Annotated in this window: 26 protein-coding genes; 15 read left to right on the forward strand and 11 right to left on the reverse strand. The window is 71.9% G+C overall.

Annotated elements, in window-relative coordinates; genetic code table 11:
* Positions 1–588 precede the first annotated feature (588 nt).
* The gene (locus ACIQPQ_RS32675; RefSeq protein ID WP_383772016.1) at positions 589–849 is read left to right on the forward strand and encodes a DUF397 domain-containing protein; all 261 of its coding nucleotides are present in this window, start codon (positions 589–591) and stop codon (positions 847–849) included.
* Positions 850–970: 121 nt separating this feature from the next.
* Here ACIQPQ_RS32675 and ACIQPQ_RS32680 read toward each other — a convergent pair whose 3' ends face one another.
* Positions 971–1,453 carry an ATP-binding protein gene (locus ACIQPQ_RS32680; RefSeq protein WP_401311200.1) on the reverse strand — a complete coding sequence of 161 codons (483 nt, stop codon included), beginning with the start codon at positions 1,451–1,453 and terminating at the stop codon, positions 971–973.
* A 376-nt stretch (positions 1,454–1,829) separates the two neighbouring features.
* On the opposite strand from ACIQPQ_RS32680, the gene ACIQPQ_RS32685 reads away from it, so the two are divergent.
* The 6 genes from ACIQPQ_RS32685 to ACIQPQ_RS32710 all read left to right on the forward strand — a co-directional run bounded on the left by ACIQPQ_RS32685 (position 1,830) and on the right by ACIQPQ_RS32710 (position 7,613).
* Entirely contained in the window at positions 1,830–2,654 is an 825-nt protein-coding gene (locus ACIQPQ_RS32685; RefSeq protein ID WP_401311346.1) for a helix-turn-helix domain-containing protein, read from the forward strand.
* 135 nt (positions 2,655–2,789) lie between these two features.
* A complete protein-coding gene (locus ACIQPQ_RS32690) occupies positions 2,790–4,250 on the forward strand; it encodes an aldehyde dehydrogenase family protein (RefSeq protein WP_401311203.1) in 1,461 nt (486 codons plus the stop codon).
* A 138-nt stretch (positions 4,251–4,388) separates the two neighbouring features.
* Positions 4,389–4,937 carry a DinB family protein gene (locus ACIQPQ_RS32695; protein ID WP_401311205.1) on the forward strand — a complete coding sequence of 183 codons (549 nt, stop codon included), beginning with the start codon at positions 4,389–4,391 and terminating at the stop codon, positions 4,935–4,937.
* Positions 4,938–5,003: 66 nt separating this feature from the next.
* Positions 5,004–5,645 carry a PadR family transcriptional regulator gene (locus tag ACIQPQ_RS32700; protein ID WP_401311208.1) on the forward strand — a complete coding sequence of 214 codons (642 nt, stop codon included), beginning with the start codon at positions 5,004–5,006 and terminating at the stop codon, positions 5,643–5,645.
* Between the two features lie 106 nt (positions 5,646–5,751).
* Positions 5,752–6,858, forward strand: a complete 1,107-nt coding sequence (locus tag ACIQPQ_RS32705) for an ATP-binding cassette domain-containing protein (protein WP_401311211.1) — start codon at positions 5,752–5,754, stop codon at positions 6,856–6,858.
* The gene (locus tag ACIQPQ_RS32710; RefSeq protein WP_401311214.1) at positions 6,855–7,613 is read left to right on the forward strand and encodes an ABC transporter permease; all 759 of its coding nucleotides are present in this window, start codon (positions 6,855–6,857) and stop codon (positions 7,611–7,613) included. The genes ACIQPQ_RS32705 and ACIQPQ_RS32710 overlap by 4 nt, the downstream gene beginning before the upstream one ends.
* Positions 7,614–7,768: 155 nt before the next feature.
* Here the strand turns inward: ACIQPQ_RS32710 and ACIQPQ_RS32715 are convergent, their stop codons facing one another.
* Both ACIQPQ_RS32715 and ACIQPQ_RS32720 read right to left on the reverse strand, forming a co-directional pair.
* Entirely contained in the window at positions 7,769–9,169 is a 1,401-nt protein-coding gene (locus tag ACIQPQ_RS32715) for a glutamate decarboxylase (protein ID WP_401311216.1), read from the reverse strand.
* Positions 9,170–9,233: 64 nt separating this feature from the next.
* Positions 9,234–10,517 carry an ion channel protein gene (locus ACIQPQ_RS32720; protein WP_401311219.1) on the reverse strand — a complete coding sequence of 428 codons (1,284 nt, stop codon included), beginning with the start codon at positions 10,515–10,517 and terminating at the stop codon, positions 9,234–9,236.
* Between the two features lie 211 nt (positions 10,518–10,728).
* Here ACIQPQ_RS32720 and ACIQPQ_RS32725 point away from each other — a divergent pair, with 211 nt between their 5' ends.
* Positions 10,729–11,493, forward strand: a complete 765-nt coding sequence (locus tag ACIQPQ_RS32725; RefSeq protein ID WP_401311222.1) for a MerR family transcriptional regulator — start codon at positions 10,729–10,731, stop codon at positions 11,491–11,493.
* A 55-nt stretch (positions 11,494–11,548) separates the two neighbouring features.
* Here ACIQPQ_RS32725 and ACIQPQ_RS32730 read toward each other — a convergent pair whose 3' ends face one another.
* Entirely contained in the window at positions 11,549–11,914 is a 366-nt protein-coding gene (locus ACIQPQ_RS32730; protein WP_401311225.1) for a YbjQ family protein, read from the reverse strand.
* A gap of 137 nt (positions 11,915–12,051) precedes the next feature.
* Between ACIQPQ_RS32730 and ACIQPQ_RS32735 the strand changes: the two genes are divergently transcribed.
* Positions 12,052–13,152, forward strand: coding sequence for a DedA family protein (locus ACIQPQ_RS32735; protein WP_401311228.1), 1,101 nt, complete (start codon positions 12,052–12,054; stop codon positions 13,150–13,152).
* Between the two features lie 43 nt (positions 13,153–13,195).
* On the opposite strand, the gene ACIQPQ_RS32740 is transcribed toward ACIQPQ_RS32735, so the two are convergent.
* Positions 13,196–14,854 (reverse strand): threonine/serine exporter ThrE family protein, encoded by a 1,659-nt coding sequence (locus ACIQPQ_RS32740; RefSeq protein WP_383772040.1) that lies wholly within the window; start codon positions 14,852–14,854, stop codon positions 13,196–13,198.
* A gap of 246 nt (positions 14,855–15,100) precedes the next feature.
* Positions 15,101–15,592 carry an inorganic diphosphatase gene (locus ACIQPQ_RS32745; RefSeq protein ID WP_007452023.1) on the reverse strand — a complete coding sequence of 164 codons (492 nt, stop codon included), beginning with the start codon at positions 15,590–15,592 and terminating at the stop codon, positions 15,101–15,103.
* 79 nt (positions 15,593–15,671) lie between these two features.
* Here ACIQPQ_RS32745 and dacB point away from each other — a divergent pair, with 79 nt between their 5' ends.
* From dacB to folE, 6 genes are all read left to right on the forward strand, one after another.
* Positions 15,672–17,363, forward strand: coding sequence for a D-alanyl-D-alanine carboxypeptidase/D-alanyl-D-alanine-endopeptidase (dacB, locus tag ACIQPQ_RS32750; protein ID WP_401311232.1), 1,692 nt, complete (start codon positions 15,672–15,674; stop codon positions 17,361–17,363).
* 164 nt (positions 17,364–17,527) lie between these two features.
* Positions 17,528–18,667 (forward strand): zinc-dependent metalloprotease, encoded by a 1,140-nt coding sequence (locus tag ACIQPQ_RS32755; protein ID WP_401311235.1) that lies wholly within the window; start codon positions 17,528–17,530, stop codon positions 18,665–18,667.
* A 222-nt stretch (positions 18,668–18,889) separates the two neighbouring features.
* Complete coding sequence (gene tilS / locus ACIQPQ_RS32760; protein WP_383772047.1) at positions 18,890–19,915, forward strand: tRNA lysidine(34) synthetase TilS; 1,026 nt, start codon at positions 18,890–18,892, stop codon at positions 19,913–19,915.
* Between the two features lie 95 nt (positions 19,916–20,010).
* Positions 20,011–20,550, forward strand: coding sequence for a hypoxanthine phosphoribosyltransferase (hpt, locus tag ACIQPQ_RS32765; RefSeq protein WP_383772159.1), 540 nt, complete (start codon positions 20,011–20,013; stop codon positions 20,548–20,550).
* A 182-nt stretch (positions 20,551–20,732) separates the two neighbouring features.
* Positions 20,733–22,769, forward strand: a complete 2,037-nt coding sequence (ftsH, locus tag ACIQPQ_RS32770; RefSeq protein ID WP_401311238.1) for an ATP-dependent zinc metalloprotease FtsH — start codon at positions 20,733–20,735, stop codon at positions 22,767–22,769.
* Positions 22,770–22,918: 149 nt separating this feature from the next.
* Entirely contained in the window at positions 22,919–23,524 is a 606-nt protein-coding gene (gene folE, locus ACIQPQ_RS32775; protein ID WP_401311241.1) for a GTP cyclohydrolase I FolE, read from the forward strand.
* Positions 23,525–23,603: 79 nt separating this feature from the next.
* Here folE and ACIQPQ_RS32780 read toward each other — a convergent pair whose 3' ends face one another.
* The 5 genes from ACIQPQ_RS32780 to folP form a co-directional block, all read right to left on the reverse strand.
* Positions 23,604–24,089, reverse strand: coding sequence for a DUF3180 domain-containing protein (locus ACIQPQ_RS32780; protein ID WP_401311244.1), 486 nt, complete (start codon positions 24,087–24,089; stop codon positions 23,604–23,606).
* 159 nt (positions 24,090–24,248) lie between these two features.
* Entirely contained in the window at positions 24,249–24,860 is a 612-nt protein-coding gene (gene folK, locus ACIQPQ_RS32785) for a 2-amino-4-hydroxy-6-hydroxymethyldihydropteridine diphosphokinase (RefSeq protein WP_401311247.1), read from the reverse strand.
* On the reverse strand, positions 24,857–25,216 hold the full coding sequence (gene folB / locus ACIQPQ_RS32790; RefSeq protein ID WP_401311250.1) for a dihydroneopterin aldolase: 360 nt from the start codon (positions 25,214–25,216) through the stop codon (positions 24,857–24,859). Before folB ends, folK begins: the two co-directional genes overlap by 4 nt.
* Positions 25,217–25,506: 290 nt before the next feature.
* Positions 25,507–26,064: a nuclear transport factor 2 family protein gene (locus ACIQPQ_RS32795; RefSeq protein WP_383772059.1), complete on the reverse strand. Its 558-nt coding sequence runs from the start codon at positions 26,062–26,064 to the stop codon at positions 25,507–25,509.
* Complete coding sequence (folP, locus tag ACIQPQ_RS32800) at positions 26,061–26,921, reverse strand: dihydropteroate synthase (RefSeq protein WP_401311253.1); 861 nt, start codon at positions 26,919–26,921, stop codon at positions 26,061–26,063. The genes ACIQPQ_RS32795 and folP overlap by 4 nt, the downstream gene beginning before the upstream one ends.
* Positions 26,922–26,956 lie beyond the last annotated feature (35 nt).

Below are 26,956 nucleotides of genomic sequence, written 5' to 3' on the forward strand. Positions count from 1 at the left end.
GAACCGGAGGCCTCCGCCCCGGGCAGTTCGGGTCGGGGCGTCGGTCCGCGCGGCCGGAAACAGACGGAGGCATTCCGGTGCGGCGGCGGTCGGCCGCCGTCGCACGACCGGACAGAACGGACGACACTCATCCGCCCGCGCAGACCTGTTCCGGCCGCCCCCGCAACACCGTCCCGGCGGGCGGTGGCCGAACCGTGTCCCCGGGCGCGGAACATCCGCGACCCCCGGTGCGTCTCACCCTCTGCACAAGTGGTTCGATCCGTACTACCTCGCGATCCCCTCGCGACCGGCTCGCCCCACCTCGCGACCCCCGTACGCATCCCCGCCCGTGTCCTCGACCAAGGGGGGCGACCGCGCTCCCGGGAAAACCCGAGGTCGCATGCGTCGGGACCGCCGGGGGCAGGCGCGGGGGAGGCTCAGGGGCGCACGCGTGGCCGGTAAAGCGGGCGTCAAGAGCTGTAACCGTGCGGGCACCCGGCGTGCACGTGCATCTGCTCATGCAACTGCACGTGAACGGGGTTATGATCCGGGACAGTTGACCATGGCACCGATGGCCACACCAGCCAGTGCACCACCAGGGAGCGACCTGTGGACCACGACGTTGACGGGGGGCACGACGTGTACAACGGCATGGCCGCCACACAGCTGGACAACGTCGCCTGGCAGAAGAGCCGGCACAGCAACTCGCAGGGTTCCTGCGTGGAGTTCGCGCGGCTGCCCGGCGGTGACGTCGCGGTGCGCAACTCCCGCTTCCCGGACGGTCCCGCGCTCGTCTACACACGCGCCGAGATCGAGGCGATGCTCCTGGGCATCAAGGACGGCGAGTTCGACCACCTGATCGCGAGCTGACCTCCCGCCGCGCCCGCCGCACGGGGACGGGCCGGAGTCGTCGCGCGGATGACAGCCGGGATCAGGGCCGGAATCACCACGCGCGGAGAACCGCGGCACCCGGAGGTGCCGCGGTTCACCGTCATTCGGCGTCGGTGCGCAGCCGGAACAGCGCCCACACGACCTTGCCGCCGAGGCCGCTCGACAGCGGTTGCCAGCCCCAGCCGTCGGCGAAGGAGTCGACGAGGAACAGCCCGCGGCCGGACTCCGCCGCGAAGTCCTCCGCCTCGCGGGGCAGCGGGGTGTCGCGGCTGTGGTCGCGCACCGCGCAGACGAGCCGCTCGGTCCAGCGCATCAGGTGCAGCCGCACCTGCGGCTGACGGTCGGGCGCCTGCCGGGCGCACTCCGGGGAGAGACCGTGACGCAGGGCGTTGGTGACCAGCTCCGAGACGACCAGACATATGTCGTCGAAGCGCTCCTCCACCTCCCACTGACCGAGCGTGCCCCGGGTGAACCGCCGTGCCTCGCGCACGGCTTCCAGTCGGGCGGGAAGGGCGCAGGAGGCCGCGTCGGACACAGCCGCGGGATCAAGCGGCGGAAGGCCCTGCCGTAACGGCTCGAGCATGGTCGATCCATTCGTCCCCATGCGAGGCACTCCCGGGATTCGCGGTCGTTGCGATGCAGCGGTGGCGCGGGACCATGGTTTCGGATGCGCACAACAGATGCAAGGGCAGATGCACGTGCACGTGACCGAATTGGACCCGCCCGTACCGCTTCTTGGCCATTTTTTCCGCCATCTTCCTTCCCGGAACGAGCACTTCTCTTGCTCCTTCCTCACTGTTCCCTCACGGCGCCGTGTGCGTATCCTTTGGCTTCTTTCCATCTCTGTAATCAGCCGAGTACTGCTCGAAGTGTTTTAGTGGCAGACTGCGGGCCCTGTAGGACGGTTGGGGAGGCTGGCGAACGTGAGCGCGGGAGAGCCCGGATCGGTGGTGCGACGCATGCTGCTCGGCTCGCAACTCAGGCGGCTGCGTGAGGCCCGTGGCATCACGCGCGAGGCGGCGGGGTACTCGATCCGGGCGTCGGAGTCGAAGATCAGCCGGATGGAACTGGGCCGGGTGAGCTTCAAGACGCGGGACGTGGAAGACCTGTTGACGCTGTACGGCATCACGGACGAGACCGAGCGCAAGGCGCTGGTCGGACTCGCCCGCGAGGCCAACGTGGCGGGCTGGTGGCACAGTTACTCCGACGTGCTGCCCAACTGGTTCCCGACGTACGTCGGTCTGGAGGGCGCCGCCTCGCTGATCCGCGCCTACGAGGTCCAGTTCGTGCACGGTCTGCTCCAGACCGAGGCTTACGCGCACGCCGTCGTCCTGCGCGGCATGCAGGGCGCCAGCAGGGCCGACGTGGACCGCCGCGTCGCCCTGCGCCTCGAACGGCAGAAGTACCTCGTCGCGGAGAACGCCCCGGACGTCCACATCGTCCTCGACGAGGCCGCCCTGCGCCGCCCCTACGGCGACCGCGACGTCATGCGCGGACAGCTCCAGCACCTCATCGACATCTCCGAACGCCCCAACGTACGGCTCCAGGTGATGCCGTTCGGCTTCGGCGGGCACGCGGGCGAGTCCGGCGCCTTCACCGTCCTGAGCTTCCCCGAGTCCGACCTCTCGGACGTGGTCTACCTGGAGCAGCTCACCAGCGCCCTCTACCTCGACAAGCGCGAGGACGTCGCCCAGTACGAGCACGCCCTCAAGGAGCTCCAGCAGGACAGCCCCGGCCCCGACGAGAGCCGTGACCTGCTGCGCGGACTGCTCCAGCTCTCCTGACGCCGCCCGCCCCGCCCCAGGGCTGTCGCGGATACCTCAGCTACCCCCCAACTCACCTGAAACACACGTACGATGACGTGTGATCAGATCGTGATGCCGATCGCAGCCGATCGCAGCAGGGGATTGAGGGATCACATGTCGAGCTACTTCACCGACCTGGCACAGCAGTACATCGACGGCAAGTGGCGTCCGGGGACCGGGTCCTGGGACATCATCGACTTCAATCCCTACGACGGCGAGAAACTCGCCTCGATCACGATAGCCACCGTCGACGAGATCGACGAGGCCTACCGCGCCGCCGCCCGCGCCCAGCGCGACTGGGCCGCCACGAGCCCGTACGTCCGCCGCGCGGTCTTCGAGAAGGCACTGCGGCTGGTCGAGGAGCGCGAGGCGGAGATCAGCGAGGTCCTCGTCGCCGAGGCGGGCGGCACCTTCGGCAAGGCCGCCTTCGAGATCCACCTCGCCAAGGAGTTCCTGCGCGAGGCCGTCCACCTCGCGCTGACCCCCGAGGGCCGCATCCTCCCCTCCCCGATCGACGGCAAGGAGAACCGCGTCTACCGCGAGCCGGTCGGCGTCGTCGGCGTGGTCAGCCCCTTCAACGTGCCGTTCCTGCTGTCGCTCAAGTCGGTCGCCCCCGCCCTGGCCCTCGGCAACGGCGTCGTCCTCAAGCCCCACCAGAACACCCCGATCTCCGGCGGCACCGTCATCGCCCGCCTCTTCGAGGACGCCGGACTCCCCCCGGGCCTGCTGAACGTCGTCGTCACCGACATCGCCGAGATCGGCGACGCCTTCCTGGAGCACCCCGTCCCGCGCGTCATCTCCTTCACCGGCTCCGACAAGGTCGGCCGCCACGTCGCCACCGTCGCCGCCTCGCACTTCAAGCGGTCCGTCATCGAACTCGGCGGCAACAGCGCCTTCGTCGTCCTCGACGACGCCGACATCGACTACGCCGTCGACGCGGCCGTGTTCAGCCGCTTCATCCACCAGGGCCAGGTCTGCATGGCCGCCAACCGCGTCCTGGTCGACCGCTCGGTCGCCGACGCGTTCACCGAGAAGTTCGTCGCCAAGGTCCGCACCCTCAAGGCGGGCGACCCGCGCGACCCGCAGACCGTCATCGGCCCGGTGATCAACTCCTCGCAGGCCGAGTCGCTGACCGGCGTCGCCGAGCAGGCCGTCGCGGAGGGCGCCACCGTCCTGCTGCGCGGCGCGACCGAGGGCAACCTGGTCGAGCCGTCCGTCTTCGCGGACCTCCCCGCCGACTCGGCCCTCCTCCAGCAGGAGGTCTTCGGCCCGATCGTCTTCCTCACCACCTTCGACGGGGAGGAGGAGGCCGTACGCCTGGTCAACGACAGCCCGTACGGCCTGAGCGGCGCCGTCCACACCGGGAACGTCGAGCGGGGCGTCGCCTTCGCCCGGCAGATCGTCACCGGCATGTTCCACGTGAACGACGCGACCGTCCACGACGAGCCGATCGTCCCCTTCGGCGGCGAGAAGAACTCCGGCCTCGGCCGCCTCAACGGCGAGACCACCCTGGAGGCCTTCACCACCACCAAGTGGATCTCCGTGCAGCACGGCCGCAGCGGCTGGCCCTTCTAGAGCCGAGCCCAGGGCCTCCCCGCTCGCGCTGTCCGCAACACGCGGCGGACCCTTGAGGACCGTTCCTGACCGCAAGGGTCCGTAGTGTCGTCGTAGTCCCCGGGGGAGCCGGGCCAGCGACGACGAGAGGCGGCCACCATGGTCACGCACGTACCGGCCGAGGCGAAGGGCGACGAGCGGGGCGCGCTGCTCGCGTTCCTGGCGGAGCAGCGCGGCGGCATCCGGCGCTCGGTGCTCGGGCTCACCGAGGAGCAGGCCGCCGAGCGGCCGACCGCGAGCGAGCTGTCCCTAGGCGGGCTGCTCAAGCATGTCGCCGAGGTCGAGCAGGGCTGGCTGGCGCGCGCCCAGGGCGTGCCGCCGGCCGTCCGGCGCGACGAGTCCAACTGGCACGAGTGCTTCGTCCTGGTCGACGGCGAGACCGTCGCCTCCCAGCTCGCCCACTGGGGGGAGGTCGCGGCCGCCACCGAGGCCTACGTCCGCGCCGTGCCGAGCCTCGACGACACCTTCCCGCTGCCGAACGAGCCCTGGTTCCCGCCGGACGCGCGGGTGTCGATCCGCTGGATGGTCCTGCACCTGATCCGCGAGACCGCCCGGCACGCGGGTCACGCCGACATCATCCGCGAGTCCCTGGACGGCGCCTCCGCCTGGGACCTGGTCGCGAAGGAGCAGGGCTCGTCCTGGGGCTGAGCCCGCCGGGCCGGAGCGCGGGGAGCGGCGGGGTTCCGCCGGGACCCGCGCTCTAACCTGGACGTCATGTCAGCGATCCGTCTTCTCGTGCTGGGCTCGGTGCGCCAGCACGGGCGGGCCCACGGCTACCAGGTGCGCAACGACCTGGAGTACTGGGGCGCCCACGAGTGGTCCAACGCCAAGCCGGGCTCGATCTACCACGCCCTGAAGCAGATGGCGAAGCAGGGCCTGCTGCGCGCGCACGAGATCGCCCCGTCCACCGCGGGCGGCCCGCCCCGCACCGAGTACGAGCTCACCGAGCAGGGCGCCGAGGAGTACTTCCGCCTGCTGCGCGAGGCGCTCACCTCCTACGACCAGAAGGTCGACGTGAAGTCGGCGGCCATCGGCTTCGTCGTTGACCTGCCGCGCGCCGAGGCGGTGTCCCTGCTGCGGGAACGGACCCGGCGGATCGACGAGTGGCGGGCGGCCGTCACCGAGCACTACGTGCCCGAGGAGGGCCCGGAGCAGCTCGGGCACATCGGCGAGATCATGAACCTCTGGCTGCACACGGCCGACGCCGAGGCCGCCTGGGCGCAGGGCCTCATCGCCCGCATCGAGGGCGGCGCCTACACCTTCCACGGCGAGGGCGACCCGTTCGTCGGCATCCTCGCCGCCGACCAGGAGAACCCGTACGCCACCGGGGAGCGCCATCCGGGAGACGGTCACTAATCAAGTTTGACGAGTGAGGTCCGGTGTCTTACCTTGGCCCGGTAGTCAAGTTTGATTAGTTGGCTTGCCGGGGCAGTCCGGCGGCCGGGAAGCGGGGGGATCGGACATGACCGACGCGGCGATCACCGTCGAGGACGTCCGCAAGCGGTACGGCGGTACCGAGGCCCTGGCCGGACTCGACCTCACGGTCGGGCGCGGCACGGTGCAGGGCGTGCTCGGCCCGAACGGGGCGGGCAAGACCACCCTCGTCAGAATCCTGTCCACGCTGCTGCGGCCCGACTCCGGGCGGGCCGTGGTGGCCGGGTACGACGTGGTCCGGCAGGCGCGCGAGGTGCGGTTCCGCATCGGCCTGCTGGGCCAGCACGCCGCGCTGGACGAGGAGTTGGACGGGCGGCAGAACCTGGACCTGTTCGGCCGCCTCCACCACCTGGGCGCCCGCCGCTCCCGCGTCCGGGCCACCGAGCTGCTGGAGCGCTTCGACCTGGCCGACACCGGCCGCAAGCCGGTCCGCGCCTACAGCGGCGGCATGCGCCGTCGCCTGGATCTGGCGGCGTCCCTGATCACCGATCCCGAGGTGCTGTTCCTGGACGAGCCGACCACCGGACTCGACCCGCGCGGCCGGTCCGAGGTCTGGGCGGCGGTCCGTTCCCTGGTCGGCGGCGGCACCACGGTGGTCCTCACCACCCAGTACCTGGAGGAGGCCGACCAGCTCGCCGACCGGGTCTGCCTCATCGACCGGGGGAGGGTCGCCGCCGACGGCACCCCCGACGAGCTGAAGGCGCTCATCGGCGGCGACCGCGTCGACGTCGTCCTGCGCGACGCCGCTCTCCTGGACGCCGCCCGCGCCCTGCTGCCCGTACCCCCGGACACCGTCACCGTGGACCCCGACCGGCGGCTGCTCAGCGCCCCTGTCACCGACCGCGTGGCCGCGCTGTCCGCCGTCCTCCGCGCGCTGGAGGAGGCCGGTGTCGAGGCGGAGGACGTGGCCCTGCGCCGCCCCACCCTCGACGAGGTTTTCCTCCACCTCACCGACCACGATGACCGCGACCGTGACGGTCACGCCCGCGATGACCGTGACCGCGACGGTCGCGCTGGCGACGAGTCGGCCGACCGCGACGCCGACGGCCGTGGCGGCGAGGACGGCCGGCGGCGAGGTCGCGGTGGCGAGGACCGCCGCGCGGACCGGCCCACCACCCTGAAGGAGACCGCGTGACCGTCCATGCCCTGACCGACTCCTGGACCATGACCCGGCGTGAACTCGCCCACTGGGCGCGGCAGCCGGGCCGCGTGGCCGTGGGGCTGGTCTTCCCGGTGATGCTGCTGCTGATGTTCGGCTACCTGATCGGCGGCGGCCGCGGCGTCAGCGGCGACTACCTGGACTACCTCGTGCCGGGGATGCTCGCGCTCACCATGGCCTTCGGTCTGGAGGGCACGATGCTCGCCGTCACCCAGGACCTCGACAAGGGCGTCATCGACCGTTTCCGGGCGATGCCGATGGCCGATGGCGCGGTCCTGGTGGGCCGGTCTGCGGCCGACATGCTCCAGTCGGCGGTGGGTCTCGTCGTGCTGCTCGGGGTGAGCGCGGCGCTCGGCTGGCGCGTGCACGGCGGGACCGGTGCCTTCCTGGCGGCGGTCGGTCTGCTGCTGCTGTTCCGGTTCGCCATGCTCTGGATCGGCATCCACCTGGCCCTGGTGGCGGGCCGCCCCGAGATGGTGCAGGCCGTGCAGATCCTGGTCTGGCCCGTCGGTTTCCTCTCCAACGCCCTCGCCACTCCTTCCTCCATGCCGGACTGGCTCGGCACGGCCGTCGAATGGAACCCGATGTCCCAGACCGCTTCGGCGGTCCGCGACCTGTTCGGCCCGGCAGGCTCCTCGGACCACGTCCTGGCCGCCGTCGTCTGGCCCCTGGCACTGCTCGCGGTCTTCTTGCCGCTGGCGGTACGGAGGTTCGCGCGGATGAGCCGGTAGCTGCGGGGCGGGGTGGGGTGCCTCGGACGGCGCCCCGCTCCGACCAGCCCCCCGGCTCCGACCACCCCCCGCTCCGGCCAACCCCTGCTCCGGTCAACCCCCGCCCCGACCAACGCCTGCCTCGCACCGCCCCCCCTCGCCCGGGCACCCCTCCCTCAGTGGTGGAACCCGGTCGCCGCGGTCTTGTCCCGGGTGAGCGGACCCTGCTGTCTGCGCAGTTCGGGCAGGAGCTGACTCAAGTCGTCGATGAACAGTTCGGCCAGGTCCGAGGAGAACCCGTTGCGGCAGACCAAGCGCACGACCGACAGGTCCTCCCGGTTCGGCGGGAACGTGTACGCGGGGACCAGCCAGCCGCGTTCCCGCAGTCGCCGGGAGACGTCGAACACGTCGTAGGAGGTGACGTCCGGGCCGGTGGTGAAGGCGAAGACGGGCAGCTGGTCGCCACGGGTGAGCAGCCGGAAGTCACCGAGCGCCTCCACCGAGTCGGCCAGCGACCGGGCGACGTCACGGGTCGACTGCTGCACCGCCCGGAAGCCCTCCCGGCCGAGCCGCAGGAAGGTGTAGTACTGCGCGACGACCTGCGCCCCCGGCCGGGAGAAGTTCAGGGCGAAGGTCGGCATGTCACCGCCCAGGTAGTTGACCCGGAAGACCAGCTCCTCCGGCAGGGCCTCCTTGTCCCGCCACAGCGCCCAGCCGACGCCCGGGTACACCAGCCCGTACTTGTGCCCCGAGGTGTTGATCGACGCCACGCGCGGCAGCCGGAAGTCCCACACCAGGTCCTCGTCCAGGAAGGGCGCGATCATCCCGCCCGAGGCCCCGTCCACATGCACCGGGATGTCGAGGCCGGTGCGCTCCTGGAGGGCGTCCAGCGCACCGCACAGGTCCGCGATCGGCTCGTAGGACCCGTCGAAGGTGGAGCCGAGGATGCCGACGACCCCGATGGTGTTCTCGTCGCACAGCTCGGCCGCGGCCTGCGGATCGAGGTGGAACCGGTCGCCCTCCATGGGGACCAGCCGCGGCTCGACCTCCCAGAAGTTGCAGAACTTGTCCCAGCACACCTGGACGTTGACCCCCATGACCAGGTTCGGGCGGGCGGTCGGGTCGGCGGCGCGCTTCTTCCACCGCCGCTTCAGCGCCATCCCGGCGAGCATGCACGCCTCGCTGGAGCCGGTGGTGGAACAGCCCACGGCGGCCGACGGGTCCGGCGCGTTCCACAGGTCGGCGAGCATCGCCACGCAGCGGCGCTCCAGCTCGGCGGTGCGCGGGTACTCGTCCTTGTCGATCATGTTCTTGTCGCGGCACTCCGCCATCAGCACCCCCGCCTGCGGCTCCATCCAGGTGGTGACGAAGGTGGCCAGGTTCAGCCGCGAATTGCCGTCCAGCATCAACTCGTCGTGCACCAGCTGATACGCCGTGGACGGAGGTGTCGGGCCGTCCGGCAACCGGTGTTTGGGCGGCGCCTCGGCCATGCCGGACACCGGATTCGCCTCCCCGAAGAACGGGTTGACGGCCAGCGGGCGCTCGTCGCGCTTCTTCGGACCTTCGTGCAGTGCCATGGGGTTCTCCCGTCGTTCGTCAGCGGCCTCCTGCCGCTTCATCGGATGAGGGGGCCCGATCGGTTCACCGAACCGCCGACCCGTTTTCCCGCAGCTGCATCTGCGGCCGTCCCGTCACCAGCAGCCAGGCCGGGAGGGAGGCGATGCAGAGCAGCGCGATGATTGAGGGCGAGGCGACGAGGACCGCCGCGACGAACAGGCTCACCCAGCCCTGCCGGGTGATGGCGAGGAGCACACCCAGCACGCCGGTCGCCACCCCCACCGCCGGATGGACCGCGGGCACCAGGGCGTGGGCGGTGAGCCCCAGCGCCACCCCCACGAACACCGCCGGGAAGATCCGGCCGCCGCGGAATCCGCAGGACGCGGCCACCAGCAGCGCCGCCAGCTTCACCACCGTCATCGTGGCGAACTCGCCCGCCGTCCAGCCGTCGGGATCGCGGGCCAGCTCGCCGACCTCGTCCAGGCCCTTGAAGAGCGTCAGATGGCCGCCCACGGCCGCCAGCAGGCCCAGCACGACCCCGCCCGCGGGCAGCATCAGCATCGGGTGCCGGAGCCGGGCGAAGGCGGCGTGCACGTACGGGAAGGCCCGAACGGCGCACATCGCGAGCAGCGCGCCGGCCGACGCGATCACGAGCGAGGCCAGCAGGTCGTCCCAGCCCGGCGTGCCGAACGCGGGCAGGTCGAGGTCGAACGACGGATGGTCCAGCAGCGTCACCGTCATCGAACCGGCCGCCGCCGCGACCAGCGGCGCGAAGACGCTGTCCCACAGGGGCCGGTCGGTCTTGCGGCCCGCCATCGCCTCGGAGAGCAGCAGGGCGGCCGCCACCGGCGTGCCGAACAGCGCCCCGATCGTTCCCGCCTCCGCCAGCACCGGCCAGACCTGTCCCGGCGCCCGCGGCAGCAGTTTGCTGCCCAGCCAGTAGGCGACGCCGACGTTCACCGCGATGAGCGGGTTCTCCGGGCCCAGACTCGGTCCGCCCGCCAGCATCAGCATCGTCGCCAGCACCAGGCCGGGCAGGACCACGGGCGGCGGCACGGGCGCGTCCAGGCCGGTCGTCGCCGGATCGGGGCCCGCGTGACCGGGCACCTTCCACACCACCAGGCCCACCGCGATCCCGGTCGCGACGAGCATGACCATCATCCAGAGCACCGAGTAGCGGCCGATGCCGAGGGCGTCGGGCAGGTTCTTCCACAGCACGTGCTCCAGCTGCTCGGCGACCCCGCTGACCAGCACGAACAGCAGGCTCACCAGCACGCCCACGACGAGCGCGGGCAGGATGGAGGGCAGCAACGCGCGCGCGGGAGTCGCCGGAGCGGAGGGCTTCTGCCGGGCGGTGTCCTGGGCCACGCGCTCACCATAAGCGGATCAAAGGGACGTAACACCCTGGGGCGGGCGGAGGAGTGGTCCGCGCGGGGACGGGGGCCCGGGAACCGGGCTTGCCCCTCACGTCACGTGAGGGCCCATCGTGGAGGACGCGACCAGTACGGCCGAGAACGCGCGCGATCGACGACGACCGCCCGCGCGGGCCAGGTGCGGAACGGAAGGGAGGAGCGGCACCGTGAGCTACTCCGTGGGACAGGTGGCGGGCTTCGCCGGGGTGACCGTGCGCACCCTGCACCACTACGACGCCATCGGTCTGCTCGTCCCGAGCGAACGCAGCCACGCGGGCCACCGCCGCTACGGCGACGGCGACCTGGACCGGCTCCAGCGCATCCTGTTCCACCGCGCGCTCGGCTTCCCCCTCGACGAGGTCGCGGCCCTGCTCGACGACCCGGACGTGGACCCGCGCGCGCAGTTGCGCCGGCAGCACGACCTGCTGACCGCCCGGATCGAGACGCTCCAGAAGATGGCCGCGGCCGTGGAACACGCCATGGAGGCACGTGAGATGGGCATCTACCTGACCCCCGAGGAACGCTTCGAGGTCTTCGGCGACCAGGACCCGGAGCAGTACGCCGAGGAGACCCGTCAGCGCTGGGGCGACACCCCCGCGTACGCCGAGTCCCGCCGTCGCACCGCCCGCTACACCAAGCGGGACTGGCAGCGCATGCGCGACGAGTCGGCGGCCTGGAGCGAACGCTACGTCGCCGCCCTGACCGCCGGTGAACCGCCCACCGGGGACACGGCCATGGACCTGGCCGAGGAACACCGGCTGCACATCTGCGGCTGGTTCTACGAGTGCCCCTACGAACTCCACCGCTGCCTGGGCGAGATGTACGTCGCCGACGCGCGCTTCACGGCGTACTACGACGCACAGCACCCGGGGTTCGCCGCGCACCTGCGCGCGGCGATCGACGCCAACGCGGACCGGCGCACGCGCGCGTAGCGCGCCGGTCCGCGTCGGCTCCCCGGGGTCCGCTGTCACCGGTCCCGGCCCGGGGTCACTCCCGGGCCAGGATCACCGCCGTGCCGTACGCGCACACCTCGGTACCCACGTCCGCGGCCTCCGTCACGTCGAAGCGGAACGCCAGCACGGCGTTCGCCCCGCGCGCGCGTGCCTGCTCGACGAGCCGTTCCATGGCCTGGTTGCGGGTCTCCACGAGGGTCTTGGTGAGCCCCTTGAGCTCGCCGCCGATCATCGACTTCAGACCGGCGCCGATCTGGCTCCCGAGGTGCCGGGAGCGCACCGTGAGGCCGAAGACCTCACCGATGACCTCCTGGACCCGGTGACCCGGTACGTCGTTGGTGGTCACGACCAGCACGTCCGGCTGGGGCCCCTGGCCGCCGCCGTATTCTTCGATACCCATGGTCACAGGTTTGCCCCATCGGGGGCTCCGTGCATCCTGGGGAACCGCATGGAACCCGGGGCGTAGACAATGCGTTGGTAGCGTTGTGCGGCCGTAGAAGGACGCGCACTCCCCACCCCCGTCAGGAGCCCGGAACCGTGACGACCCTTGCCCTAGGACCGAGCTGGCTGGACCCCGACTATCTGCTGGACAGCTTCGGCATCTGGGGTCTGCTGCTCATCGTCTTCGCGGAGTCGGGCCTGCTCATCGGCTTCTTCCTGCCGGGTGACTCGCTGCTGTTCACGGCGGGTCTGCTGATCACCTCGAACCAGCTGGACTTCCCGCTGTGGGCGGCGATCGCCCTGATCTGCGTCGCGGCCGTCCTGGGCGACCAGGCGGGCTACATGTTCGGCAAGAAGGTCGGCCCGTCGCTCTTCAAGCGCCCCGACTCCCGCCTCTTCAAGCAGGAGAACGTCACCAAGGCGCACGAGTTCTTCGAGAAGTACGGTCCCAAGTCGCTGGTCCTGGCCCGCTTCGTGCCCATCGTGCGCACCTTCACGCCGATCATCGCGGGCGTCAGCGGCATGCGGTACCGCTCGTTCCTGATCTTCAACGTCATCGGCGGCGTCCTGTGGGGCGCGGGCGTGACCCTGCTCGGCTCCTGGCTGGGCAGGATCGACTTCGTCAAGCAGAACATCGAGCCCATCCTGCTGCTGATCGTCCTGATCTCGGTGGTCCCGATCATCATCGAGTTCCTGCGCGCGCGCTCGAAGGCGAAGAAGGCCCCCCAGGAGGCCGACGAAGCGACCCCGGCCCCGCACCAGCCCCACCAGCCGATGGACGACGCCACCACCCGCCTGCGCCGCATCGACGAGCACGGCCAGGCCCCGTACGGCGACCACGGCCAGGACCGCAACGGCCACCGCGGCGAGTACGGGAACGACCCCTACGGCGCGCAGCCCTACCCGCAGCAGCAGGCCTACCCCCAGCAGCAGCCCCGGGACCCCCGGCAGCAGCCGTACCCGCCGCAGCAGCCGTACCCCCAGCAGCAGGAGTGGCCGCCCCAGCAGCAGCCCTACGGCACCCCGCAGCAGAACGGCCGCAACGACGGCCAGTACGCCGAAGGGCAGTACGGCGAAGGCCAGTACCCCGACGGCCCCTACTCCGACGGCTCGTACCCGGACGGCCGGCAGCCCCAGCAGCCGTACCCGGACGCGCAGCAGCACAACGGCCAGCACCCCTACCGCCAGGGCTACTGAGCATCCCGTGGCACGACGGGGCGGAGGCGGGTCCTCCGTCCCCTCAGAACCCCCGGGTCCGCTTCGCCGCGCGCCGCTTCTCCACCGAGCCGATCCGCAGGAACAGCCGCGAGATCTCGGACCCGAGGTTGACCCCGATGGCGATCGCCATCGCGAGGGCCGCCGCCTTGGTCAGCGAGACGAGCCCCGCGTCCACCTCGTTCTGGGCGATCGCCAGCAGCCCGAAGTAGGTCGCGGAACCCGGGAGCAGCGGCCCGATCGCGGCCGTCGTGTAAGGCAGCGCCGACACGAACCGGTAGCGCGACAGCAACTGCCCGAAGAGGCCCACCACGCCCGCCGCGACGGCCGTGGAGGCCACCGGTGAGATCTCGCCCGTGTAGTGCATCGCGCCGTACACGGACCAGGCGACGCCGCCGTTGAGCGTCACCGCCAGCACCGTCGACCGCTCCTGCTGGAGCAGTACGGCGAAGGTCAGCGACAGCAGCATGGACGCGCCGATCTGCCACAGCGGCCGCTTGCTGATGCCCAGGGCGGCGTCCGGGTTGAGGTGCGCGCCGAGCTGCACACCGACGTAGAGCATCACCAGGACGCCCACCACGATGCCGACGAAGAGGTACATGACCTCCAGCAGCCGGGCGGCGGCGGTGATGTAGAACCCCGTCAGGCCGTCCTGCACGCCCGCCACGAGGGCCCGTCCGGGCAGCAGCGCGAACAGCCCACCGGTGATCACCGCCGAGGCCTTCACGTCGACATGGCCGAGCGTCAGGGCGACGCCGATGGCGGCCGGGGGCATCGCGGCGGCCAGGAACTGGTAGAACTCCGGCAGCCCGCGCCCCGCGCACAGCCAGGCCAGCCGGTCACCGAGCATCGCGCCGATCGCCGCCGCGACGAACACGACCACGTCACCGCCGACCAGCACCGAGGCCGCGCCCGCGAGCAGCCCGCTCGCCGAGGTCAGCACCCAGGTCGGGTAGGGGTGCCGGTTGCGGCGCATGTCCGCGAGCCGCCGGTAGGCGTCCTCCAGGGAGATGTGGGTCTCCGGGTCGCTCAGGTCGTCGACGAGCTGGAAGACGGCCGCGAGCCGCGTGTAGTCGGTGCCCCGGCGGCGGACGGTCCGCGACGCCGTCACCGGGTCCTCCACCAGGGACGGCTGGTACGAGATGGACAGCAGCGTGAAGGTGACGGTCGGTTCGCAGCGGTCGAGGCCGTAGGAGCGGCAGACCGCGAACATGGCGGCCTCCACGTCCTCGGCGCCCTCGCCGCCCGCCAGCAGCAGTTCACCGATGCGCAGGGTCAGGTCGAGCACGCGCGGGACGGCCGGACCGCCCTCCTCGGCGCGGGGCGGCGGTTCCGGCGCGGGCCGTTCGGCCACCGGCATCCGCAGCATCGTGCGCATCCGGTCCTGCCAGGGCACGTCCTTGGTCAGGCTCACTACGGGGAAGCCCTCGGCGGGCGTGAACGCGCTGGGCGCGTCGCGCGCGCTGTACGTGCGCGGCGGGCTGAACGCCGACCCGCCCGGCTCGCCCGACTGCTGAGGGGTGTCCAGCCCGTCCGGGACGGCGAACTCCGAGGTGGTCTCCGGCTCGCCCCCGCCCCGGGGGACGGCCAGCCCCCGCGGGATCGCGAACTCGGAGGTGATCTCCGGGTCGAACGCCCCCCTCGCCTCGTCCGACCCTGGCTTGCGGTCCTCCGCCTCCATCACTGAGCAACGCTCCCTGGAACGACACATTCCGTCCGCCTCAGTATGCGCAGCCGTGCCGTTCGTACACCCTGGGCCCCCACCGCGAACGGCCCGCGCGCGTGCGACACGTACGGTCCAGGCGCGTGCGACACGTACGGTCCGGTGCACGCGCGTATGACCCGTACGGCCCCCGCGCGGGCGGCGGAACGCACGCGCGCATGCGAGAGGGGCCGTACACGCGCGTGTACGGCCCCTCTCGCGGCGGTGTCAGTGACCGCCCTGGTCCTTGAAGCGCTTGTAGGACCGCTCGATCTCGGCCTCGGCGTCGGTCCGGCCGACCCAGTCGGCGCCCTCGACGGACTTGCCGGGCTCCAGGTCCTTGTAGACCTCGAAGAAGTGCTGGATCTCCAGGCGGTCGAACTCCGACACGTGGTGGATGTCGCGCAGGTGCTCCACCCTCGGGTCGGTCGACGGGACGCAGAGCAGCTTGTCGTCGCCGCCCGCCTCGTCGGTCATGCGGAACATGCCGATCGCGCGGCAGCGGATCAGGCAGCCCGGGAAGGTCGGCTCGTCCAGGATGACCAGCGCGTCCAGCGGGTCGCCGTCCTCGCCGAGGGTGTTCTCGACGAAGCCGTAGTCGGTCGGGTAGGCGGTCGAGGTGAAGAGCCGACGGTCCAGGCGGATCCGACCGGTCTCGTGGTCCACCTCGTACTTGTTCCGCGAACCCTTCGGGATCTCGATCGTGACGTCGAACTCCACCGGACGCTCCTCCATGATCAGCACATAGTTCTGGTGGTTAAGTGTCCCTCACGCAGGTGGGTGATCGCGAAAGGGGCTGGTGATCGTGCCCGAGCTGAGGCCTTGGCGCGCCGCGCGCCCGCACGTGGTGCGGGCCGCGGACGCCGTACGACCGCGTCTGGCACGGGCCGCAGAGGCCGTACGGCCGCGTCTCGCGCGCGTGGCGGCCGCCACGCAGCCGCGGGTCGCGCGGCTGGCGCAGGCGGCGAAACCACAGCTCGCGCGCGTCACGGGGCCGAAGGCCGGCCGGTCCTGGCAGTACACCGCGGGTGCGGCAACCGCCGGGCTGGCGCTGGCCGTCGGCGTGGCGACCGCCGCCGGCCCCTGGGACTCCACGGGTCAGCGTACGGCCGAGCGGGACCGGGCGGTCGCCCTCGAACGGACGGGTGGCGCAGATCACGGCCGCGGTGACGATACGTCCGTCACGGCCGGAGGGTCCGGTTCGTCCGGTGCCGCGGGCGGCGCGCCGAAGCCCGCGCCGAGCGCCGCCGCCGTGCTCGCCGGACTCGGCGGCCCGACGACGAAGATCAGGTCCGGGCCGGAGGCGGCCGCCCTCGCGCGCGTGCTCGGTCCGCTCCTCGCCGACCCGGCCCTCGGCACCCGCCGGTCCGCCGCCGTCCTCGACGTCACCACCGGCAAGCGCCTCTTCGGCTCCGGCGCCGACCAGGCCCTCACCCCGGCCTCCACCACCAAGATCGCCACCGCCGTCGCCGTGCTCGCCGCCCTCGGCCCCGACCACCGCATCGCCACCCGTACGGCCCTCGAACCCGGCACGGACGAGGTCGTCCTCGTCGGCGGCGGCGACCCCACGCTCACCGCGCGCGCCGAGGCCGACGGCTGGGCCAGCCTGCGCACCCTCGCCGCCACCACGGCCGCCGCCCTGAAGAAGCGCGGCGTCACCCAGGCGACGCTGTCGTACGACACCACGCTCTACGCGGGGACCGAGGTTCACCCGATCGGGGTCGACGGGAACCTCGCGCGCGTTACCCCCCTCACCGCCGACGAGGGGCGCTCCGACGACTCCACCAGCGGCGCGGTGACCCGCGTCCCGGACCCGGCCGCCGACGCGGCGAAGAAGTTCGCCGGGTTCCTGCGCGCGCGCGGCGTGACCGCCTCCGCCCCCGGCCCGTCGAAGGCCACCTCGCGCGCGAAGACCCTCGCCATGGTCTCCTCCCCGCCGCTGGCCGCCCTCGTCGAGCGGATGCTGACCAACAGCGACAACGACATCGCCGAGGCGCTCGCCCGCCAGACCGCCCTCGCGACCGGCGTCCGCCCCGACTTCGCGGGCGGCGCCAAGGCGGTCCGCACCCAGCTCGGCCGACTCGGACTGCCGCTCTCCGGGGCCGACTTCAGGGACGGCAGCGGCCTCGACCGGGAGGGCCGCCTCACGGCCGACCTGCTGACCGCCCTGCTCGCCAAGGCCGCCGACCCCGACCGCCCCGACCTGCGCGCGGCCCTCACCGGACTCCCCGTCGCCGGATTCACCGGCACGCTGAGCGAGCGGTACGCGGCGACCGCCCCCGGCGCCGACACGGTGACCGGGGCGGCCGGTGTCGTCCGCGCCAAGACCGGCACCCTGACCGGGGTCAACTCCCTCGCGGGCACGGTCGTCGACCGCGACGGCCACCTCCTGGCCTTCGCCCTCCTGGCGTCCGGCACGACCGACCGCACCGCCGCCCAGAGCGCCCTGGACCGCGCGGCCGGAGCCCTGGCCGCCTGCGGCTGCCGCTGACCCCTGCCCCCTGCCCCCTCACCCTGAACAGCGGCTCCGGGCGGCCGTACCGCTCGAACAGGACCCCGAGGCCTGACCGCCGTTCTCGGGGGCCGACCCTGACGCATCCCCCACTCGTCGCTCGCGCCCTGCCCGCGACGCCGGGGCTCACGTACCGTTGACGCATGACGAGCATCGGTGGTGCCTCTTCCGGGATGGTCGACTGGAATCTCGCGGTCGCGACGGCGACCCGGCTCGTACGGCCGGGGCCGGAGGTGAGCCGCGACGAGGCCCGTGCCGTCGTCGCCGAACTGCGCCGGCACGCCAAGGCCTCGGAGGCACACGTCCGGGGGTTCACCCTGCTGGGCACCGAGGAGACCCACGACACCCCGGTCCTCGTGGTCGACCGCCCCGGCTGGGTCCGGGCGAACGTCGCGGGCTTCCGCGAACTCCTCAAGCCCCTCCTCGACAAGATGCAGGAACGCCGCGGCAACGGCGGCGGAGCCGCGGGCAGCGCCGTCCTCGGCGCCGTCGGCGGCAAGGTCACCGGGGTGGAACTCGGCATGCTGCTGTCGTTCCTGTCCTCCCGCGTCCTCGGCCAGTACGAGACCTTCGCCCCCGCCGCCCGCGACCTCCCGGCCGGCTCCCAGGGCGGCGGCCGCCTCCTGCTCGTCGCCCCCAACATCGTGCACGTCGAGCGTGAACTCGACGTCGACCCGCACGACTTCCGCCTCTGGGTCTGCCTCCACGAGGAGACGCACCGCACCCAGTTCTCCGCCGTCCCCTGGCTCCGCGACCACCTGGAGGGCGAGATCCAGTCGTTCCTCGCGGAGACCGACGTCGACCCCATGACCTTCCTGGAGCGCGTCCGCGAGGCCGCCCAGTCCCTCGCGGGCGGACGCCCCGAGGGCGAGGAGGACGACGGCGGACGCTCCCTGGTCGAACTCGTGCAGAGCCCCGGCCAGCGCGAGATCCTCGCCCGCCTCACCGCCGTGATGTCCCTCCTGGAGGGACACGCCGACTTCGTGATGGACGGCGTCGGTCCCGAGGTCGTGCCCTCCGTCGGAGAGATCCGTGAGAAGTTCCAGCAGCGGCGCGCCAAGGGCGCCTCGCGCCTCGACGGCGCGCTGCGCAAGCTCCTCGGCCTCGACGCCAAGCTCCGGCAGTACAAGGACGGCGAGCGCTTCGTGCGGTCCGTCGTCGACGAGGTCGGCATGGACGGCTTCAACCGGGTGTGGACCTCGCCCAACACCCTCCCCACCAAGGCCGAGATCGCCAAACCGGCGGACTGGGTCGCGCGCGTGCACCGCAAGGCCGACTCGTGAGCCCCGCGCGCCGGACCCGAAGCGGCGGGTGAGCCGCGTGCACACGGTGCGCCGAAACCGGCCGACGGCAGGGGAACGCCTCTTCAATCACCCGTCCGAGGGACCGTGGGGCACCCGCAGGCGTGCAATGCTCGGGGAACGGCCCGGTTCTGTCACCATCTACACACTCTGCGTGACCGATCTCGGGCTCACCTCCCGAAAACTTCATGAAGGGAACCGGACATGGGTCCCCATCCTGCGGTCGCGGCGATACGCCTGGCGGTCCGCCGCGTCCTCCACGACATCCTGACCCACCACGCCGCCCTCACCGGCGTCCCCCCGCACGAGCGCCCCCCGTCGCCGCTCGTGCTCGTGGCGTGCTCCGGCGGCGCCGACTCCATGGCGCTCGCCTCCGCCCTCGCCTTCGAAGCACCCAAACTCGGCATCCGAGCCGGCGGCGTCACCGTCGACCACGGCCTCCAGCCCGGCTCGGACATCCGCGCCGACGAAGTCGTCCTGCGCCTGCGCGAACTCGGCCTCGACCCCGTCGAGTCCACCGCCGTCACCGTCGGCCGGGAAGGCGGCCCCGAAGCCGCCGCCCGCGACGCGCGCTACGCCGCCCTCGACGCCGCGGCCGACCGCCACGGCGCCACCGCCGTCCTCCTCGGCCACACCCGCGACGACCAGGCCGAGACGGTCCTCCTCGGCCTCGCCCGCGGCTCCGGCATCCGCTCCCTGTCCGGGATGGCCGCGGTCTCGGGGGCCGACGGCCGCTACCGGCGGCCCTTCCTCGCCCTCGACCGGCAGACCGCCCGCAAGGCCTGCATGGCGCAGTCCCTCCCGGTCTGGGACGACCCGCACAACACCGACCCGGCCTACACCCGCTCCCGGCTGCGCCACGAAGGCCTGCCCGCGCTGGAGAAGGCCCTCGGCAAGGGCGTCGTCGAGGCGCTTGCCCGGACGGCCCAGCTCTCCCGCGACGACGCCGACGCGCTCGACGCCTGGGCCGGTCAGGCCGCGTCCACCGTCCGTGACGCCACCGGCCTCCTGGAGTGCGCCAAGCTCTACGCGCTGCCGCCCGCCGTCCGCCGCCGCGTCCTGCGCCGCGCCGCCATCGACGCGGGCGCCCCCGCCGGTTCGCTCTTCGCCCGGCACATCGAGGAGGTCGACCGGCTGATCACCGGCTGGCGAGGTCAGGGGGCCATCAATCTCCCCGGCCGGGTCGTCGCCCAGCGCCAGGGTGGCAGACTGGTGATTCGGCAAGGCTGAGTCCCGGTCCTCCCCGCACTCCACGGAGCTGCACCCCACGGGGGGACCGGCCGGCCGGTGGGACGACCGAAAGTGATGCGGTGGACGCGAAAGACATGGGTGCCGACCTCAAGTCGGTGCTCATCACCAAAGAAGAGATCGACGCCAAGCTGACCGAGCTGGCCGCGAAGATCGACGCGGAGTACGCGGGCAAGGACCTCCTGATCGTCGGTGTCCTCAAGGGCGCGGTGATGGTCATGGCCGACCTCGCGCGGGCGCTGTCCACCCCCGTCACCATGGACTGGATGGCCGTGTCGTCGTACGGCGCGGGCACCCAGTCCTCCGGTGTGGTGCGCATCCTCAAGGACCTCGACACCGACATCAAGGGACGGCACGTCCTGATCGTCGAGGACATCATCGACTCCGGGCTGACGCTGTCCTGGCTGCTGTCCAACCTGGGCTCGCGCGAGCCGGCCTCGCTCAAGGTGTGCACCCTGCTGCGCAAGCCCGAGGCGGCCAAGGTCGCGATCGACGTCGAGTGGGTGGGCTTCGACATCCCCAACGAGTTCGTCGTGGGCTACGGCCTCGACTACGCCGAGAAGTACCGCAACCTGCCGTTCGTGGGGACGCTCGCGCCCCACGTGTACGGCGGCTGAGCCACTAGAGCGTCCCTCACGGGGCTACCGGGAACCCCAGCGGGTCCCGCGCCGTTGGAGCATGCAGACGGGCTTGCCAGCCGTCCGTGCGGCCTCGCGCGGCGATGCTGGGGTACCGTCACAAGAACTGTCTTATCAAACTCACTATGGCAGGAGGGACGGGGCGACACCGCTCCGTATGGATGGACGTGAAGCGATACTTCCGTGGGCCGGTCATGTGGATCGTGCTGGCCGTCCTTGCCGTGGTCGTGTTGATGCAGGTCGTCGGCTCGTCCGGCGGCTACAAGACGGTGGACACCGGCCAGGTCATTGCAGCGATCAACGACAACAAGGTCGAGTCGGCCAAACTCACCACCGGTGACGAGCAGATCATCAAGATCACGCTCAAGGACGGCGAGAAGGTCAAGGGCGGCTCCAAGGTCCAGGCGAGCTACATCGGCGATCAGGGTGTGACGATCGCCAACACCCTGCAGACCAAGTTCCAGGACAAGCAGATCCCGGACGGGTACACCGTCTCGCCGACGAAGCAGAACGCCTTCGTCGGGATCCTGCTCTCCCTGCTCCCCTTCGTCCTCATCGTCGTCGTCTTCCTGTTCCTGATGAATCAGATGCAGGGCGGCGGCTCCCGCGTCATGAACTTCGGCAAGTCCAAGGCGAAGCTCATCACCAAGGACACCCCGAAGACGACGTTCGCCGACGTCGCGGGATCGGACGAGGCCGTCGAGGAGCTCCACGAGATCAAGGAGTTCCTCCAGGAACCGGCCAAGTTCCAGGCCGTCGGCGCCAAGATCCCCAAGGGCGTGCTGCTGTACGGCCCGCCCGGCACCGGCAAGACGCTCCTCGCGCGCGCCGTGGCCGGCGAGGCGGGCGTCCCCTTCTACTCCATCTCGGGTTCCGACTTCGTCGAGATGTTCGTCGGTGTCGGTGCCTCCCGGGTGCGCGACCTCTTCGAGCAGGCCAAGGCGAACGCCCCGGCGATCGTCTTCGTCGACGAGATCGACGCGGTCGGCCGCCACCGCGGCGCCGGCCTCGGCGGCGGTCACGACGAGCGCGAGCAGACGCTGAACCAGCTGCTCGTCGAGATGGACGGCTTCGACGTCAAGGGCGGTGTGATCCTCATCGCCGCCACCAACCGCCCCGACATCCTCGACCCGGCCCTCCTGCGGCCCGGCCGCTTCGACCGCCAGATCGCGGTCGACCGCCCGGACATGCAGGGCCGTCTGGAGATCCTCAAGGTCCACCAGAAGGGCAAGCCGGTCGCGCCGGACGTCGACCTCTCGGCCGTCGCCCGCCGCACCCCCGGCTTCACCGGCGCCGACCTGTCGAACGTGCTGAACGAAGCGGCGCTCCTCACGGCGCGCAGCGACAAGAAGCTGATCGACAACCACATGCTGGACGAGGCGATCGACCGGGTGGTCGCGGGCCCGCAGAAGCGGACCCGGATCATGTCGGACAAGGAGAAGAAGATCACCGCGTACCACGAGGGCGGACACGCCCTGGTCGCGGCGGCTTCGCCGAACTCCGACCCCGTCCACAAGATCACGATCCTGTCCCGCGGCCGCGCGCTCGGGTACACGATGGTGCTCCCGGACGAGGACAAGTACTCCACGACCCGCAACGAGATGCTCGACCAGCTCGCGTACATGCTGGGCGGTCGCGCGGCCGAGGAACTGGTCTTCCACGACCCGACCACGGGCGCCGCGAACGACATCGAGAAGGCCACCACCACGGCCCGCGCGATGGTCACCCAGTACGGCATGACCGAGCGGCTCGGCGCCATCAAGTTCGGCGGCGACAACACCGAGCCCTTCCTCGGCCGTGAGATGGCCCACCAGCGCGATTACTCGGAAGAGGTCGCCGCGCTGGTCGACGAAGAGGTCAAGAAGCTCATCGAGAACGCGCACAACGAGGCCTGGGAGATCCTGGTCGAGAACCGCGACGTCCTCGACAACCTGGTGCTTCAGCTGCTGGAGCGGGAGACGCTGGGCAAGGAGGAGATCGCCGAGATCTTCGCCCCCATCGTCAAGCGCCCGCCCCGGCCCGCATGGACCGGTTCCTCGCGGCGTACGCCGTCCACCCGTCCGCCGGTGCTCTCCCCCAAGGAGCTGGCACTGACCAACGGGGCCAACGGCTCGACGCCCGCGATCTCCACCGCCAAGGCCGCGGTGGACCCCACCCCGGTGGCGGAACCGGCCCCCGAGGAGCGTCCCGACCACTGACGCTTCCCGGCCGCCCGGTGGGCTCCCCACCAGGCCCGGAATGGATGCCGCGCCCCCCAGGTTCTAGCCTGGGGGGCGCGGCATTTCTCCGTTGTGCCCGCACCCCGCGCGTGCCGTACACGCGACCCGCACAGGAACGAGGCAACAGGATGACCGACCCCGTGACGCTGGACGGCGTCGAGCCCGCCGGTGAGTTCGACGAGAAGCGGGCCGAGAACGCCGTACGCGAGCTGCTGCTCGCGCTGGGCGAGGACCCCGACCGGGAGGGCCTGCGGGAGACACCGGCGCGCGTGGCACGTGCGTACCGGGAGATATTCGCCGGGCTGTGGCAGCGGCCCGAGGACGTGCTGACGACGACGTTCGACCTCGGGCACGACGAGATGGTCCTGGTGAAGGACATCGAGGTCTACAGCACCTGCGAGCACCACCTCGTGCCGTTCCGGGGCGTCGCGCACGTCGGGTACATCCCGTCCGCCACCGGCAAGATCACCGGGCTGTCCAAGCTGGCCCGGCTCGTCGACGTGTACGCCCGCCGCCCCCAGGTGCAGGAACGTCTCACCACGCAGATCGCGGACTCCCTGATGGACATCCTGGAGCCGCGCGGGGTGATCGTGGTCGTGGAGTGCGAGCACATGTGCATGTCGATGCGCGGTATCCGCAAGCCGGGCGCCAAGACGCTGACCTCGGCGGTGCGCGGTCAGCTGCGGGACGCGGCGACGCGCAACGAGGCGATGAGCCTGATCATGGCCCGCTGATACGGACCGTCCCGCGGGCGCGGGTCGGGCGTCGGCCGGAGGCCTCTCCCCGCGGGGGAGGGGCCTTCCGTGCCTTCCGTCAGGCGGTGCTGGCGGCGCCCGTGTTGTTGTCGTCGTCCTCGGGGAGCTTGCAGACCCGCTCCAGGAAGAGCGCGGCCGCTATCACGCCGAGACCGGCCAGGACCGAGAACCCGGCGTAGATCGCCTGGTCGCGGCGGGCCGGGATGTCCAGCGACTCCAGCAGGAAGACGCCCGTGCCGCCGTACATCCCGGCGACGAGGGCGGCGACCAGGGCGCTGGCCTGGCCGAAGACGACCGCGCGGGCCGCCATCAGCGGGTCGACGCCCTTGGCCTCGGGGCGGCGCTCGCGCTGGGCCCTGAGGCGCGCGCGGATCGACAGCGCGGTGGCCAGCAGGATCACGGCGATCACCGCGAGGACGATGGGCGCCGCCAGCGGCACGCTGGGCAGGGTTCCGACCGAGTTCCACAGGCGGGCGCCCGCCCAGGACAGGGCGGCGGCGATCACGAAGACCCCCGCCAGCGTCCTGATACGCAGCTCGTTCACGCTGTCCCTTCGTTCCCCCGGTGGGCTTCCCCGGTCGTCCCCCGTGTCCCGCGGCGGCCGCTGTGCGGGACTGACGTCGTCGGCCCCGACGGCCGCGACGACCTCATCGTCGGTGAACCGGCCCGGAGCGGTCCCGGTCGGTCCCAACGGCTACAACGACTACTCGGGCAGCCGGAGTTCCAGGTCGGCGCGACCCGTCACACCCGTACGGGTGATGTCGTCGAGGAGATCGGCGACCGCGCCCCGCCCAGGGACCTGCGCGCCGGGCTCCACGTCGTGCCAGGGCGCGAGCACGAACGCGCGTTCGTGGGCGCGGGGGTGAGGGAGTGTGAGGTGCGGGTCGTCGGAGACGACGTCGGCGTAGGCAACGATGTCGACGTCCAGGGTCCGCGCGCCCCAGCGTTCGTCCCGTGTGCGGTGGAAGGCCTCCTCCACCGCGTGCGCCCGCTCCAGCAGGGACGACGGGGGCAGCGTCGTCTTCAGGACCACGACCGCGTTGAAGTACGAGGGCTGGCTGCCCGGCTCGACGCCCCACGGCTCCGTCTCGTACACCGGCGAGACGGCCTTGACGCGGACGCCGGGGGTGTCCTCCAGGGCGTCGACGGCGCCCTGGAGGGTCTCCAGGCGGTTGCCCAGGTTGGAGCCGAGGGAGAGCACCGCGCGCCGCGGGTTGTGCAGGGTGCTGTCGGCGGCGTCGACCTGCTCCGTGACGGAGGCGGGCACCGGCTGGACGGTCGGGTCGCTCGGGCCCCGGGTGAAGGACGCGGTCATGCTCGGCTCCGGGTGATCGTGACGGTCACGTCGTCGAAGGGGACGGTGATCGGCGCGTCCGGCTTGTGGACGCAGACCTCGACCTCCTCGACCCCTTCGTGCTGGAGACAGGTCGTGGCGATGCGTTCGGCGAGGGTCTCGACCAGGTCGACGGGCTCGCCCTCGACGACGGCGACGACCTCCTCCGCCACGATGCCGTAGTGCACGGTCTTCGCCAGGTCGTCGTCGGCCGCGGCCGGGCGGGTGTCCAGGCCGAGCACGACGTCCACGACGAAGGTCTGGCCCTCCTCGCGTTCCCGGGGGAACACTCCGTGGTACCCGCGGGCCTTGAGGCCCCGCAGCGCGACACGGTCCACGCGAATCACTCCCTGCCATCGTCGGATGCGGCCCGGCGGGCGCCCTGCGCGGGCGGCGCACCGGCCTCGGACGAATCTACCCGCGGGCACCGACAGAGCCGGGCCACCGGGGTGTCGGCCCGGCCGGAAACCAGGACGTTTCACCCCGCGTGCGCCGACGCGGAACCGGCGGTTCACCGGCCGGTGGCCGCTGTTGCTCCCGCGCGCGTGATTCCCGCCACTCGCCGCCCGCCTCCGCCGCGCGGCGCCCGTGGGGGGCAGGGGTGGGGGCGGCCCCGCTGGGGTGCCGGTCAGGACAGCGGGCCGTCCGGGCCCGCGTCGGTCTCGCCGTCGCCGTCACCGTCGTCGCCCTCGCGCGGGGTGTCGCCGTCCTCGTCGTTCTCGGCCAGGACCGGGGAGGCGTGGTGCGACCACAGCTTCCAGCCCTCGGGGGTGCGGCGGAACACGTTGGTGGCGACGACGAGCTGGCCGACGAGCGGGCCCAGCTCCTCGCCGTCCTCGGGCGCGGGCCCGCCGCTGAGGATGTTCTCGGTGCAGGTCACGACGGCGGTGTCGCCCGTGACGGACACGTGGACGTCGGTGAGGAAGAACTGGATGTAGTCGGTGTTCGCCATGATCAGCGCGTACGACCGCAGCACCTCCCCGCGCCCGGTGAGCACCGGCCAGCCGGGGTGGACGCAGGAGATCACGCCGGTGTCCGCCGGGTCGTGGTACTCCTCGTCGACGCCGAGGTCGGACGGGGTCAGCCAGAGCGCCGACACGCCGTCGAAGTCGCCCTGTTCGAGCGCCTCGTAGAAGGCGGTGTTGGCCGCCTCGACCTCTTCGACGTCGGTGTGGGGGGCGCTCACCGGGCTCCTTCCACGGCGCGCGCGACCCGTACCGCGTCGGCCGTCGCGCGGACCTCGTGGACGCGGACCGCCCAGGCGCCCGCCTGCGCGGCCAGCGCGGAGACGGCGGCCGTCGCCGCGTCGCGCTCGCGCGCGGGCGGTGGCGCGCCCTCGGGGCCGGCCAGCACCCGGCCGAGGAACCGCTTGCGGGAGGCGGCGACCAGCAGGGGGTGGCCCAGGTCGTGCAGACGGTCGAGGTGGGCGAGCAGGGCGAGGTCGTGGTCGGCGCCCTTGGAGAAGCCGAGCCCGGGGTCGACGACCACGCGGTCGGGGGTGACGCCGCCCGCGAGGACGGCGTCCACCCGCGCGCGCAGCTCGTCGAGGACCTCGCGCACCACGTCGTCGTAGACGCCCTGGATGGTGCCGCCCTCCAGGAAGCCGCGCCAGTGCATGACGACGAAGGGGGCGCCCGCGTCGGCGACGACCGGGATCATCTCGGGGTCGGCGAGGCCGCCGCTGACGTCGTTGACGAGGAGGGCGCCCGCCGCGAGGGACTGCGCGGCGACGGACGCGCGCATGGTGTCCACGGAGACGGCGACTCCCTCGGAGGCCAGGCCGCGCACGACGGGGATGACCCGGCGCAGCTCCTCGTCCTCGTCGACCCGGCTCGCTCCGGGCCGGGTGGACTCGCCTCCCACGTCGACCAGGTCGGCGCCTTCCGCGACCAGGGCGAGGCCGTGCTTGACGGCGGCCGTCGTGTCGAACCAGCGGCCGCCGTCGGAGAACGAGTCGGGGGTCACGTTCACGACCCCCATGACCCCGCAGCGGTCCCAGTCCGGAAGGCCGGCCACGCGCCCTCGTCCGCTCTGCTTGCTCATACGTTCAGCGTAGGCCCCGTACCGGGCCGCCACGC

The sequence above is a fragment of the Streptomyces sp. NPDC091281 genome, from assembly GCF_044757425.1.
In the GTDB taxonomy this organism is placed as follows: Bacteria; Actinomycetota; Actinomycetes; order Streptomycetales; family Streptomycetaceae; genus Streptomyces.

Bases quoted from the DNA above. Each gene is read 5' to 3' on its own strand.
- ACIQPQ_RS32680 (WP_401311200.1), bottom strand. From the start codon at position 1,453: ATGCTCGAGCCGTTACGGCAGGGCCTTCCGCCGCTTGATCCCGCGGCT.
- ACIQPQ_RS32685 (WP_401311346.1), top strand. From the start codon at position 1,830: ATGCTGCTCGGCTCGCAACTCAGGCGGCTGCGTGAGGCCCGTGGCATC.
- ACIQPQ_RS32690 (WP_401311203.1), top strand. From the start codon at position 2,790: ATGTCGAGCTACTTCACCGACCTGGCACAGCAGTACATCGACGGCAAG.
- ACIQPQ_RS32695 (WP_401311205.1), top strand. From the start codon at position 4,389: ATGGTCACGCACGTACCGGCCGAGGCGAAGGGCGACGAGCGGGGCGCG.
- ACIQPQ_RS32700 (WP_401311208.1), top strand. From the start codon at position 5,004: ATGTCAGCGATCCGTCTTCTCGTGCTGGGCTCGGTGCGCCAGCACGGG.
- ACIQPQ_RS32705 (WP_401311211.1), top strand. From the start codon at position 5,752: ATGACCGACGCGGCGATCACCGTCGAGGACGTCCGCAAGCGGTACGGC.
- ACIQPQ_RS32715 (WP_401311216.1), bottom strand. From the start codon at position 9,169: ATGGCACTGCACGAAGGTCCGAAGAAGCGCGACGAGCGCCCGCTGGCC.
- ACIQPQ_RS32730 (WP_401311225.1), bottom strand. From the start codon at position 11,914: ATGGGTATCGAAGAATACGGCGGCGGCCAGGGGCCCCAGCCGGACGTG.
- ACIQPQ_RS32755 (WP_401311235.1), top strand. From the start codon at position 17,528: ATGACGAGCATCGGTGGTGCCTCTTCCGGGATGGTCGACTGGAATCTC.
- tilS (WP_383772047.1), top strand. From the start codon at position 18,890: ATGGGTCCCCATCCTGCGGTCGCGGCGATACGCCTGGCGGTCCGCCGC.
- hpt (WP_383772159.1), top strand. From the start codon at position 20,011: ATGGGTGCCGACCTCAAGTCGGTGCTCATCACCAAAGAAGAGATCGAC.
- ftsH (WP_401311238.1), top strand. From the start codon at position 20,733: ATGGACGTGAAGCGATACTTCCGTGGGCCGGTCATGTGGATCGTGCTG.
- folE (WP_401311241.1), top strand. From the start codon at position 22,919: ATGACCGACCCCGTGACGCTGGACGGCGTCGAGCCCGCCGGTGAGTTC.
- folK (WP_401311247.1), bottom strand. From the start codon at position 24,860: ATGACCGCGTCCTTCACCCGGGGCCCGAGCGACCCGACCGTCCAGCCG.
- folP (WP_401311253.1), bottom strand. From the start codon at position 26,921: ATGAGCAAGCAGAGCGGACGAGGGCGCGTGGCCGGCCTTCCGGACTGG.